Below are 12,901 nucleotides of genomic sequence, written 5' to 3'. Positions count from 1 at the left end.
GCTGGAAAAGTCACAGAGCACGCGCGTCAAGTGCAAATTCACTTATCAAGTACAAATGTTTACAATACACTTTTTTGGGAAGTCCTTACACGAATTCAGCGATTGAATCTCTAGTTTACTTTTGCCCTTTTCATCCTTATAAAAAAGGCTTGGCTTTCATTCTCTAGGAAGAATTTTATCTTTTTTTAGCGTCGTTCGATTATCCCTTCCTATTCTTGATTAAAAAGTGGCGATAAAAAGGGAAAATAACATAAAAGTCACCTCGTTGATCGGTCGAATGCGTTATCCACAAATTTTTATAAATCATTCAGGGAGAAAATTGTAAATAAAGTAAGAAGAAATGATTGAATGTTAGGAAATTAAGGTTTATTCGTTTTTTCTACTAAAAAACCCCAGATATTTTAGTATCTGGGATTAACGACTTTATAATTTTTTTACTACGTAATCAAAAACTGCCATCTCATTAGGTTGAGCCGCATAAGCAAAATCAGGATGCCATTGAACACCTAATAAATGTCTTTCTTGGTTTTCTACAGCTTCAATAACACCATCTGGGCAAAAGGCCGTTTCGTACAAATGACTTGATACTTGATTTAATGCTTGATTATGAAACGAATTGACATGTGCCCTATATCCATAAATTTGGTATAAAAAACTATCATTTTTGGTAATTAATTCATGGGTAGGCTGCTCCCTAGGTATAGGTTCTTGCATATGTAAAATATCAGTAAAAGACTGTAATTCTTGTCTTAGATCTCCTCCGAAAAAAACGTTCATTAATTGCATTCCACGACAAACCGCAAAAACTGGTTTTTGTTGTAATAAGGCTTCATCTAAAAGCGCTAATTCAAAACGATCACGTGCCTCAGAATAGTGTCCTTGGACTGTCGCTTGTTGTTTATAAAATTTGGGTGAAACATCTTGCCCGCCTGCTAAAATTAATTTATCAATGCGCGTAACATATTCTTTAGCTTGTTCTGGCGTCCCGATAGGTAAAACAAAGGGCAATCCACCTGCTTTTTGGATCGCTTTTACATAACCATCAGGAGTATAACTAATTGGCAAGTGATGCATTGTTTCTCCTGGATCCAGCGCTTCGTTTGCGGCAACTCCAATGAGTTGTGGTTTCATATACATTCTCCTTGCATTTTATTTGTTAAAGCATAGCTTTTTTCCTTATATCTGTCAACAAAAACGCTGTAAAATAAATGTTTCGATAAAAAAGCCAAACAATTTCTATTTTTCTTAAGAAATCGTTTGGCTATATAATTTGCTTATCTTTAGAGTTTGTCTCTTTTTTTTACAAAGCTTATTCTATAGAAGTGTCTTGTCCATTTTCATCAGTAGGAGCTTCCGTTTTCTCTACTAAAACTTTTCGCGGTTTGCTTCCTTCTGAAACACCTACAACATGATTAGCTTCTAATTCATCCACTAAACGAGCGGCTCGATTATAGCCAATGCGAAAACGTCTTTGTAATAAAGAAACACTCGCTGTTTGCATTTCAACTACCAATTCTCTGGCTTCATCGTATAAGTCGTCTTCAGATTCTTCTTTTTTATCGTTAGCAACTTCTTCATCTGTTACCATCATTTTTTCTTCGTAATTAGCACTTTGCTGTTCCGTAACAAATTTAACGACTTCTTCTACTTCATGGTCTGAAATAAAAGCCCCTTGCACACGGATCCCTTTATTTTCTCCCATGGGTAGAAACAACATATCGCCTCGTCCTAGTAACTTTTCTGCGCCATTGGAATCAATAATTGTACGCGAGTCTGTACCACTAGACACCGCAAAAGCCACTCGAGAAGGAACATTGGCTTTAATAATCCCCGTAATAACATCAACACTTGGCCGTTGTGTAGCTAAAATCATATGGATACCAGCTGCACGTGCCATTTGTGCCAAACGAGTAATAGCATCTTCCACTTCATTACTAGCTACCATCATCAAATCAGCCAATTCATCTACTATCACTACGATAAACGGCATTGTCGGGTAATTTTGTCCTTCGGTTTGATTTCTTTGTTTTATCATTTCATTATAACCGGTAATATTACGCACACCTGTAGCGGCAAATTTTTCGTAACGTTCTTCCATTTCTTTCACTACTTTTTGTAAAGCTTGCGCAGCTTTTTTCGGATTTGTTACGACTGGAGTCAAAAGATGGGGAATCCCGTTATATACATTTAGTTCCACCATCTTAGGGTCCACCATCATAAGTTTGACTTCATGAGGCTTAGCTTGCATTAAAATACTAGTAATAACACCATTAATGGACACAGATTTCCCACTCCCTGTCGAACCTGCGACTAACAAATGGGGCATCTCCGTCAAATCAACCGTTTGTATTTTCCCAGAGATATCTCTTCCCAAAGGCACTTCTAATAAGCGGTCAGAATGGGAAGGAGCTTCTTCAACCATTTCTTTAAAAGCAACTGTACTTACTGTTTCATTAGGGACCTCAATACCAATTAGCGATTTCCCCGGTATTGGAGCTTCCATCCGAATATCCTTAGCTGCAAGAGCTAAAGCAATATCATCTGAGAGATTAACAATCTTACTCACTTTAACTCCTATAGCAGGTTCAATTTCGAATTTGGTGACCGAAGGCCCTAAGCTAGCTTTAACTACCTTAGCATTCACACTAAAACTTTTGAACGTTTTTTCTAAAATCGTGATATTATTCTCGATTTTTTTATACTCTCCACTTTGATCCGTAGCTTTAGGCTCTGACAAAAGACTAGTTGGCGGCAATTCATAGTCTTCATCTTCTACTTCTTGAGAGATTTCAAATTCAAGTGGCTTCCCATCATCTGTTGCTTCTTCTGTTGAGTTTTTTTCTTCAGAAGGATTTTCAGCTTTTTGGCTAGTCGATTGACTTTGTTGGTAGCTATCAATAGGCACAAAACTTAACTGTTCTGCCTCACCACTAGCGTCAGCTTTTTGCTCTTGAGCTAATTTTTCAGCAGCAGACAATGAACGAACTTGATTCTTTTCTTGTTCCTTTACTTGTTGTAAAGCAGCTTCTCGTTCCTGCGCTTGCTTTTGTTCTTTCTTTTCTTTCCTTGCTTGTTTCCTAGCTTCTTTATTTTCTTGTTTTTGAGCTTTCTTTTCTGGATTACCAGCAATCAATTTTTGGATTTTTTCTTTTATCCCATGCAAAAGTTCCAATAATTGCTGACTATCCATTGGACTAATAAAGTAACCACCCAAAATAATGAACAAAACAGCAAACACGTAACTCCCAATTTTAGAAACGAGGAAAAAGGTCGTTTGATAAAGTAAGGCTCCAACCATACCGCCTCCAACATTGGCACTTACTTGGGCTCCTTGAATGTCGCTTAATAAAATTTGCCAGGTAGTAGCCAAAATTTGCGGTTGATCGGTTTGAATTCTACCAAATAACTGAGCATGGAAAAAAATAAGTACGCCTAAATAAATTAAAAGAGCTCCAGCAAGTTTACCTCCATAGGTGATCTTTGTCTTCGCTTCATTATTTTTTATCATTACCCATAAACCGTATACAGCTAACAAGACACAAAGAACAGGATATGTATTACCACCAATAATACGAAAACCATTAGCGATTAATGTTCCTAAAAAGCCTAATTGAAATAACGCAAATATGGCAAATAATATAAATAAGAAGCCAAAGGAAATTAACGTTAATTTTTCTTGTTGGCGCATTTGTTTTTTTGTTTTACGTTTTTTGGTACGTTTCTTTTTCTGTGCCATGTCATCCCTCTTTTCATCCTTATCCATTATACAAAAAAAAAGAAGGGAACTAAAGTTTCTTCCCTACTTTCTTTAAATTTTTCTCAATCAACAGAAACGTCTTCCCCAAACCACTCTTCCGAAAGCTCTGCAAATTCGCCATTTTCTTGGAGTTCATTCAATCCATCGTTGATTTCTTGGAGTAGTTCCTCATCATCTTGTCTAACACCTACGGCGAAGTTTTCATCTTCATAAGGGGTTTCGATCAGGTTAAAGTCATTCATTTGGTCATTTTGATTTAAATAATACTCGGCATATACTCTATCGATCAATAATCCATCAATCCGTCCGCTTTCTAAATCAATAAATGCTTCATTGAAGCTTTCATAAAGGGTCGCATCTTCGCTATCGACTCTATCTTTTAATACTTCAGGATCATTGTTGAAAGAATTATAGCCAGAAGAGCCTTCTTGAGCACCTAATACTTGACCTTCCATTTCTTCGACTGACTCAATCCCGCTATCTGTAGCAGTCACTAACAATTGACTATTGTTCATATAAGGGTCAGAAAAGGCGACCTCTTCTTCACGCTCGGGGGTTTGAGTATAGCCATTCCAGATCACATCAATCGTTTCATTGTTAAGCTCATTTTCTTTCATAGACCAGTCAATAGGTTGAAAGGCAACTTCAGTGTCATTTAACTCAAACACTGCTTCAGCTAATTCAATATCAAATCCTGTCAGATCTCCGCTATCATCACGAAATCCCATAGGTACAAAGGTGTCATCCAAACCAACAACCACATCTGCATTTTCCGTATCATTAGCTCCCTGCTCATCTTCTCCAGAAGAACAAGCTCCTAAGATAAAAACACTCGCCAAAGTAAGACCTAATACTTTTATTTTTTTCATATTCTTTCTCCTTTTCATTTGATTTCTTCAACTTCTAACAAATTATCCGCAATATTTTCGGCAAAAGCCATATCATGAGTAACAACAAGCTGAGTAATCCCTTGTTGTTTTAAGCCTACAATAATCTTTTCGACATGCTCACGCAAAGCCGGGTCGAGTGCGCTTGTCGGTTCATCATAAGCTAACACTCTAGGTTCCATCGCCATCGCCCTAGCAATAGCTACTCGTTGCTTTTGTCCCCCCGATAACTGATAGGGGTACTGTTGCATTAATGATTCTATTCCTAACTGAGCGGCGATATCTTCTGCTTTTTGGGTGTAAGCTTTTTTTTCTTCTTTCAACGCTAATCTAGGCGCTAATACAATATTTTCAAATACACTTAAATGTGGGAATAGTTCAAATTCCTGAAATACAACGCCTACCACTTGTTCTTGATTTTTTGAATTGACTGGATCAAATTTTTTGCCATCTAATAGAAAATCGCCACTATCCACAGTCTCTAACCCTGCTAATGTCCTAAGTAATGTTGTCTTCCCTCCACCTGAGGGGCCAACAATGGCTAAAATGGAACCATCAGGGATCGTTAAGTCCAAAGAATGAATCACTTTTTTACTTCCAAAAGACTTATTGATATTTTTAAGTTCTAGCATAGAATTTCCCTCCTAGCGATAATAATTCATACGTTTTTCTAAAGCACGTAGGATCAAAGTAAAGATAGCGATCGTAAGAAGATACAAGATTCCTACGCCCAATAGAGGAACTAAGGAAACATCACGCTCCATTGCCACTTTTCCAATACGCATCACATCTTGCAAGCCTAGAATATAAACTAACGAGGTATCTTTTACCAAATTAATAATTTCATTTCCAACAGAAGGTAGAGTAACTTTTACAACTTGTGGAGTAATGATCTTCCGCAATGTTTGTCCATAAGTTAAGCGTAAAACACGTGCTGCTTCATATTGGCCATTAGGGATTGATTGAATCCCTCCACGAAAAATCTCAGCAAAATACGCAGCATAGTTAAAAATAAAGGCAACTAAAGCAGCATCAAAACGGTCAAAAACAATACCTAAAATCGGCAAACCATAAAAAACAAAAATTAATTGTAGCAGCAGCGGTGTTCCCCGCATTAACCAAACGTAGATTTGAATCATTGACTTAAAGATCTTTGATCGGCTACACAATACAAATGCTAAAATAATCCCAATAGGAATCGATCCAATAATTGTTAAACCAAATAAACGAAACGTCACTTCCATTCCGTCAAATAGTTGTGGAAAGATAGAAAACAAATAATCCATAAACATTCTCCTCTAAATAAAATAAGTCCTCTGGTTTTACCCAGAGGACGCAAATACGTGGTTCCACCTCAATTCATCTTTTCCTCACGAAAAAGACCTCAATAAGTTATTGATCAAATAAAAAAGTCCCTTAGCCAAACGGCTAAAGGACGTCAATTACGCGGTTCCACCTTTGTTTATTTACTCCTCACAGAATAAAACTCAGTAAGTTATCAATCAATAACTTTGGCTATAACGGGCTCTCCGGACTTTCCTACTTTACCTTCAAAAAGACGACTCCAAGATGTGTTTCACTATAACTCTATTATCTCTTCTCACCCAACAGAGACTCTCTTAAAACAAAATTAAAGCTACTTTTCTTTTCGATGTCAGTTATTTAAGTCGTCGTTTACTTTACACGCCAAAAGTACAAATGTCAAGTTCTTTTATAAAGAAAAATTGAAAGCTATTTTAACGGAACAATTTTTAATTTGGCAAAGGTAACTTGTTTTCGGTACAATCAAGAAAAAACAATTTTTCTGCAAGGCGGGGTATAAATGAACCGACAAAAACTACAAGAAATTTATTCGGATGCTTTTGTTCATGCATTTCCAACAACTGACGCAAATTACTTATCTATCGCTATGGAACATAGTTTTTTATGGATCCCTCAAAAATATTTAACCAAAACCGAAAAAAAGCTACTCCAAGCCATAAGCGTCTCCAACACATCCTATATTTCTTCTTTAGATAAAGAATATTCTTGGTATAACAGCTTATTTTCTAATAAACCTGTTCCGGAAAATAAAGGACGTTTTCGTCTCATTCAAGTTGAATTTCAAAATTTTGAAACAAACGATCTCACAGCTTTACAAAATGAAATACGTACAATTTTACCTTATACAGTAGATCTCTTATTTCTTAGTAAAAATTATGGAATCGTTATTGAAGCCTTTAGCGAAGAAGCCTTATCTGTGGAAGAATTAGAAGGCGTTTTTTTAGCTTTAGACAGTGATTTTAATAGTTATACGCGTCTTTTTGTCGGAAGTTTTCACTCTTTTGAAAAAGATTTTTCTCAACTTTTCTATGAAGAAGAACAATTATTTCTCCATGGGCTAAACTATAATATAAAAAGCAAAGTGTTCGATACAGCTAGTTCTTTTATTTTATTTTTTATTTCTCATGATGTAACGAAAAGTTATCTAATGCAAAGTCTTTTTTCTGAATGGTTTGAATCCGAATTCATACAAATGATTGCAGCTCTCTGGAAAACACAAGGCAACCTCAGTTCCGCAGCCAAAGAATTATTCATGCATCGCAATACACTGCAGTATAAAGTAGATAAATTTCAGCAACAGACAAAAACTAATCTAAAAAAGATGGATGACCTATTTTTATGTTATCTACTAATACGATCTTTTAACAAATAAATTCCATTTGACAATATGCACAAAGTTTATCGATTTTTTGTGCACATTTCTATTGTATGAATAAAGCGTTTTCAATTATAGTAAGTATATCAAGTCAAATAGCCTGCAAATAAAAAGTCAATAGGAAAGAAGGAATAACTTATGGTCGAAATGGCCTTAAAAAATATAGGTAAAAAATATGATAACGCCGATCACTTTTCTGTTACTGATTTTAACTTGAATGTGAAAGATCGTGAATTTATCGTTTTTGTTGGCCCTTCTGGATGTGGAAAATCAACCACACTACGTATGATTGCCGGTTTAGAAGATATTACAGAAGGTGAGTTAAAAATCGGCGATCAAGTAATGAACAACGTGGCTCCTAAAGATCGGAAAATCGCCATGGTTTTCCAAAATTATGCTTTATATCCGCATATGTCTGTCTTTGACAACATGGCCTTTGGATTAAAATTAAGAAAATACGATAAATCTGAAATCAAACAGCGGGTAGAAAATGCTGCCGGTATCTTAGGCTTGGAAGAATACTTAGACCGTAAACCAGCAGCACTTTCCGGCGGACAACGTCAACGGGTAGCTTTAGGTCGCGCTATTGTTCGTGATGCCAAAGTCTTTTTAATGGACGAGCCACTCTCTAATTTAGATGCGAAGTTACGAGTTGCTATGCGAGCTGAGATTGCGAAACTACATCGTCGTTTGGAGACCACTACCATTTATGTAACTCATGACCAGACCGAGGCAATGACAATGGCCGACCGCATTGTTATTATGAAAGACGGTATCATACAACAGATCGGCACGCCTAAAGAAGTTTACAATACACCAGTAAACGAATTTGTTGCTGGATTTATTGGCTCTCCAGCAATGAACTTCTTTAATGTCCACTTAAAAGACGGTATGATCACCAATGACTATGGATTAAAATTACGGGTACCAGAAGGACGTAACAAAACTTTGGTTGAAAAAGGTTATGATGGCAAAGAAGTTACACTAGGCATTCGTCCAGAAGATATTCATGGGGAACAAGTAGTCATCGATGCTGCACCAGATACCACTGTTCATGCTGAAGTTGTAGTGTCTGAATTGCTTGGAGCAGAAACCATGCTGTACACAAAGGTTGGCGAATCGGAATTCATTTCCAAAGTTGATGCGCGCGATTTTCACGAACCAGAAGAAATGGTTGATCTGAGTTTTGACCTTAATAAAGCGCACTTTTTTGATAAAGAAACAGAAGAAGTGATCAAATAACTTTCCCTAATGGTATTTTGGAAAATCCAATCCGTGTATTCTTCCTGGATACTAAACTTAAACAATTTTGAAGGAATTATTTGCTTCTTTTGAATAACGAACTCTTTTTCTGTATTCAATTGTTCTACTCCAAGTTATTTCTACACAATCAAACAAAGAAACATCAAGTATTAAATAAAAACTTGATGTTTCTTTGTTTTAATCTTCTTTATTCATTGCTTCTTTTAATGCAATAGAAAGCGGACCTTCTTCTGGTTCTTCTGGTTTTGAGTATTGTTTTAACAAACGTTTTTCTTCTTGCTTAGACATTTTTTTCTTTTGGTCTTTTTTATTTGGAATTTTTTCAGTGATGCCATCAAATTTACAACGGAAATAAGCGCCATTTTTTCCCTCAATAATTTCCATTTTCTTATGGCATTGAGGACAACGATGGTTACTTACTTTGGGATCTTTACGGCGGTGATAATGACATTCTGAATTCGAACAAACATAAATTTTACCGTCTCTTGTATTTTTCTCGCGTAAGAAAGATCCACACTTCGGACACTCTTTTTGTGTTAAAGAAAAGTCTTGATATTTTTTCTGGCTTTGCTTAACTTCGTTAATCAATTGTTTGGTATCTTGTTCAATTTGTTTTAAGAATTTATTACTTGAAAATTTCCCTTGAGCAATTGCCTCTAACTCGTCTTCCCATTTTTTAGTTAAATCCGGAGTAACTAAAGACGGATTGACTAAATCTAACAGTTGTTTACCTTTAGGTGATACTTGTAATCCATTTGGCGTTCTTTCCATCAATTCAGAACGAATCAACTTTTCTATAATTTCTGCCCTGGTTGCCGGCGTTCCTAAATCAAACTTTTCCATTTTTTCCAATAATGTGCTTTCATTTAAAGGCTTTGGTGGTTTCGTTAATTCTTTTTTAATAGAAAAATTCGGGCGAACTTTTTGTCCTTTTTGCCATTGAACAGTAGTTTCTGAAGTATCTTCTGAAGGCTTCCAACCTGGTTCAATCACTTTATTTTGTGTAAATACAAAGCGTTCATTAGCAAAAGCAACTGTGGCTTTTTGTTGTAGTTTTTTATGCGGATTAGCAAACAAAGTTAAAAAACGAGAAACGATCATATTATAAATTTTCTGCTCATCATTGGAAAATTTAGCCGGACTTGCACGTTGTTCTGTAGGTATTAAACCAGAATGGTCAGTAACTTTAACATCATTAAAAACGGCTTTTTGCTTAACGGTGGCTCCTGCTTTAATATATTCTTTGACTTCTGGAGCAAAATTAGCCACTGCTTGCAAACGTTCTTTCATCGTCTTTTTCATATCATTGGTTAAGTATTTACTATCTGTACGGGGATAGGTAACTACTTTATGCGTTTCATAAAGACTTTGTACTAAAGAAAGCGTCTTTTTAGCAGAAAAATTATACCGTTGATTTGCTGTTCTTTGAATTTCAGTCAAATCATAAGGTAACGGCGCATTCTCCGTTTTTGTTTTTTCCGAAAGCTCAACCACGGTTCCTGAGTGTTGTTTCATTTGTTCAATTAAGTTCTGTGCTTCTTGTTGATCCTTTATTTCATAAGGATTGTTTTGAACACGTAAAGCTTTCTGCCCCTCTATTTCTAGTTCGATGCGATAATACGTTTGAGGGCGAAATTTATCCATTTGTTTTTCTTGCTGACGTACAAAAGATAAAGTCGGTGTTTGGACTCTTCCAGCATTTAAACTGTCTTCATATTTTACTGTCAAAGCACGTGAAATATTCAAACCAACTAACCAGTCAGCTTTGGACCTAGCTAACGCAGATTCATAAAGAGCATCGTATTGTGTAGCTGGTTTTAAATGTTTAAATCCTTCTTTTATCGCTTTATTTGTTTGCGAAGAAATCCACAAACGTTTTACTGGTTTATTAAAATGGATCCACTCCAGTATCCAGCGCGCTACTAATTCGCCCTCTCTACCAGCATCCGTTGCAATAACAAATTCTTTTACGTCTTTTCGATGCGCTAATTGCTTAATCGCTTTTAATTGTTGGCCTGTTTTAGGTAATGGCTTAATTCCAATCTGTTTTGGAATCATTGGCAGTGTTTCCATTTGCCAAGTTTGCCAATTCTTATCAATCTCTTCTGGCATCTTTAGACCTAATAAATGACCAAAGGCCCATGTGACAATCACATCTGGCCCTTCGTAGTAATTTTTCGTCTTTTTATTAGCGCCTAAAACGTTACTCAGGTCTTTGGCAACGCTTGGTTTTTCCGCTAGAATTAGTTGCTTCATAAAATTTCCTTTCACTTTCGACTGAAATTGGTTGATGGTCTTTTAATAATGCCAAACCTTTGTATTGTTGCAAATCATCATCACATTCTTCACACCAACGTTCTTCACCTTCATTCCAAAAAGCACTTAAAAAATTGGTCTTGGCATTAATATATGTATAATGTTGATAAATAGCTTCCCATTTTTCTTGGAAGAAATTTTTTGCTTCTTCTAGGGATAAAAAGTGCGTCTCTTCTTGAATGTCTTCTTCCCACTCTTCAAAAAACCACCATGGTTCATTATCGCCATACATGGTCACCACTTGATACATAACAGTCTCACTCCTAAAATATTTTCTAAAATCATAGTAATGAGTTTTAAAAAATGTCGCAATGAATCAGCTTGTGAAAAAATACGCCGCTAATTTAAGTAAAATAAACTGGGGCATAAGTTTCCAACACGAATCCCCCCTTATACACTGAAATTTTGTTGGAAACTTTTTTAAGCCCCAGTTTTCATCTATTAAACATATTGCAATGTTTTTGTAGCCTTATATGCGTGGTCAATTAGACCACCGCCTAAACATTCGTTACCGTCATAAAAAACAACGGCTTGACCGGGAGTAATTGCTCGTATAGGTTCATCAAAAATAACTTCTGCTCGGTCGTTGTCTAATAAGCGTACAGTAACCGGTGTATCTTGTTGGCGATAACGGAATTTCGCTGTGCAACGGAATTCACTAGGCTTGTCTTCATCTGTTGTAAAATGAATTTCACTTGCATCTAAGCTTTCCGCATATAGTTCTGGATTATCGAAGCCTTGTCCAACATATAAAGTGTTAGAGGCTAAATCTTTGCCAATGACAAACCAAGGTTGTCCAGATTTGCCGCCACCGCCAATACCTAAACCTTGACGTTGTCCAATTGTATAATACATTAACCCATTATGTTGGCCTTTAACTTCACCATTTAAAGTCATCATATTGCCCTTTTGAGCTGGCAAATAATTGCTTAGAAATTGCTTGAAATTTCTTTCGCCAATAAAACATACACCCGTAGAATCTTTTTTACCTGCTGTGGCAAGACCAGCGTTTTCAGCTATTTCTCGAACTTTTGGCTTTTCAATATTTCCTAGAGGAAACATTACTTTAGCCAATTGTTCTTGTGATAATTGGCTTAAAAAGTACGTTTGATCTTTATTATCATCCACACCGCGCAACATATGTATTACGCCTTTTTCGTCTTTTTCCACTTGTGCATAATGACCTGTTGCTACATAATCTGCCCCTAAATCCATAGCGTAATCTAAAAAGGCTTTAAATTTAATCTCTTTATTACACATTACGTCTGGATTAGGGGTGCGTCCAGCTCGATATTCTGCTAAAAAGTATTCAAATACTCGATCCCAATATTCCTTTTCAAAATTAACAGAATAATAAGGAATACCGATTTGAGAGGCAACTTTGGCTACATCTTTATAATCTTCAGTCGCTGTACATACACCATTTTCATCTGTGTCATCCCAATTTTTCATAAAAATACCAACGACTTCATACCCTTGTTCTTTTAACAACAAGGCTGTAACTGACGAGTCCACACCGCCACTCATTCCGACAACAACTCGTATGTTACTGTTGTCAGCCATGCTATCACCATCATTTCCATATAAATTCTGAAGTATATACGATTTGAAGGTCGCAATTTTCCAGTAATTTTCATTATACAGCAGATTTCAAAGAATTTCACGCATGGGGCTTCTAAAGTATGTGTCAAGTTTATTGAGGTTGAATAAAAAAACCGTCTTTTGGGGCAGACACGAAGTTATTTTCAACCTCACTTTCGTTCGGTTTGCCCTCATTATCTCTAACAAAAACAAGTTTTTATTAGAGATAATTCGGGGTCATTATTAATTGGTTTAATCCTTTGGCGAATTGGCCTAAAGGGGCACTTTTCGCTTTTCCTTCGCCCATTTGCCCTTTAAACGCACCTTCATGAGCTTGAAAATGAGGTTTTTTCTGTACCCAGCGTTTCATAGCTTGCCAACGCTTTTCTTGAGCGACGA

At 36.3% G+C, this 12,901-nt stretch carries 10 protein-coding genes, 1 pseudogene and 1 other annotated feature; of the genes and pseudogenes, 2 read left to right on the top strand and 9 right to left on the bottom strand.

The window, feature by feature from the left end:
• Window positions 1-423 precede the first annotated feature (423 nt).
• From G577_RS0108330 to G577_RS0108310, 5 genes are all read right to left on the bottom strand, one after another.
• Window positions 424-1,131, bottom strand: coding sequence for a gamma-glutamyl-gamma-aminobutyrate hydrolase family protein (locus G577_RS0108330; RefSeq protein WP_028790813.1), 708 nt, complete (start codon window positions 1,129-1,131; stop codon window positions 424-426).
• A gap of 178 nt (window positions 1,132-1,309) precedes the next feature.
• On the bottom strand, window positions 1,310-3,736 hold the full coding sequence (locus G577_RS0108325) for a DNA translocase FtsK (protein WP_028790812.1): 2,427 nt from the start codon (window positions 3,734-3,736) through the stop codon (window positions 1,310-1,312).
• Window positions 3,737-3,819: 83 nt separating this feature from the next.
• Window positions 3,820-4,626: an amino acid ABC transporter substrate-binding protein gene (locus G577_RS0108320; RefSeq protein WP_028790811.1), complete on the bottom strand. Its 807-nt coding sequence runs from the start codon at window positions 4,624-4,626 to the stop codon at window positions 3,820-3,822.
• 14 nt (window positions 4,627-4,640) lie between these two features.
• On the bottom strand, window positions 4,641-5,276 hold the full coding sequence (locus G577_RS0108315; RefSeq protein ID WP_028790810.1) for an amino acid ABC transporter ATP-binding protein: 636 nt from the start codon (window positions 5,274-5,276) through the stop codon (window positions 4,641-4,643).
• Between the two features lie 12 nt (window positions 5,277-5,288).
• Window positions 5,289-5,930 (bottom strand): amino acid ABC transporter permease, encoded by a 642-nt coding sequence (locus tag G577_RS0108310; RefSeq protein ID WP_028790809.1) that lies wholly within the window; start codon window positions 5,928-5,930, stop codon window positions 5,289-5,291.
• A gap of 142 nt (window positions 5,931-6,072) precedes the next feature.
• Window positions 6,073-6,305, bottom strand: a binding site (T-box leader).
• A 161-nt stretch (window positions 6,306-6,466) separates the two neighbouring features.
• Between G577_RS0108310 and G577_RS0108305 the strand changes: the two genes are divergently transcribed.
• Window positions 6,467-7,339 carry a helix-turn-helix domain-containing protein gene (locus G577_RS0108305; RefSeq protein WP_028790808.1) on the top strand — a complete coding sequence of 291 codons (873 nt, stop codon included), beginning with the start codon at window positions 6,467-6,469 and terminating at the stop codon, window positions 7,337-7,339.
• A gap of 141 nt (window positions 7,340-7,480) precedes the next feature.
• The gene (locus tag G577_RS0108300; RefSeq protein ID WP_028790807.1) at window positions 7,481-8,584 is read left to right on the top strand and encodes an ABC transporter ATP-binding protein; all 1,104 of its coding nucleotides are present in this window, start codon (window positions 7,481-7,483) and stop codon (window positions 8,582-8,584) included.
• Window positions 8,585-8,782: 198 nt separating this feature from the next.
• Here the strand turns inward: G577_RS0108300 and G577_RS0108295 are convergent, their stop codons facing one another.
• From G577_RS0108295 to G577_RS12050, 4 genes and pseudogenes are all read right to left on the bottom strand, one after another.
• Complete coding sequence (locus G577_RS0108295; RefSeq protein WP_028790806.1) at window positions 8,783-10,861, bottom strand: DNA topoisomerase 3; 2,079 nt, start codon at window positions 10,859-10,861, stop codon at window positions 8,783-8,785.
• Window positions 10,809-11,171, bottom strand: coding sequence for a DUF1033 family protein (locus G577_RS0108290; protein WP_028790805.1), 363 nt, complete (start codon window positions 11,169-11,171; stop codon window positions 10,809-10,811). Before G577_RS0108290 ends, G577_RS0108295 begins: the two co-directional genes overlap by 53 nt.
• Before the next feature lie 191 nt (window positions 11,172-11,362).
• Window positions 11,363-12,484: a tRNA 2-thiouridine(34) synthase MnmA gene (mnmA, locus tag G577_RS0108285; RefSeq protein WP_028790804.1), complete on the bottom strand. Its 1,122-nt coding sequence runs from the start codon at window positions 12,482-12,484 to the stop codon at window positions 11,363-11,365.
• Window positions 12,485-12,722: 238 nt separating this feature from the next.
• Window positions 12,723-12,901: pseudogene (locus G577_RS12050) on the bottom strand (ISLre2-like element ISTeha1 family transposase); the annotation flags it as partial.

This window comes from Tetragenococcus muriaticus DSM 15685 (assembly GCF_000423785.1).
GTDB classification, from domain to species: Bacteria; Bacillota; Bacilli; order Lactobacillales; family Enterococcaceae; genus Tetragenococcus; species Tetragenococcus muriaticus.
The sequence above is the reverse complement of the archived record's forward strand: the minus strand, read 5'-3'. Positions and strand labels throughout refer to the sequence as shown.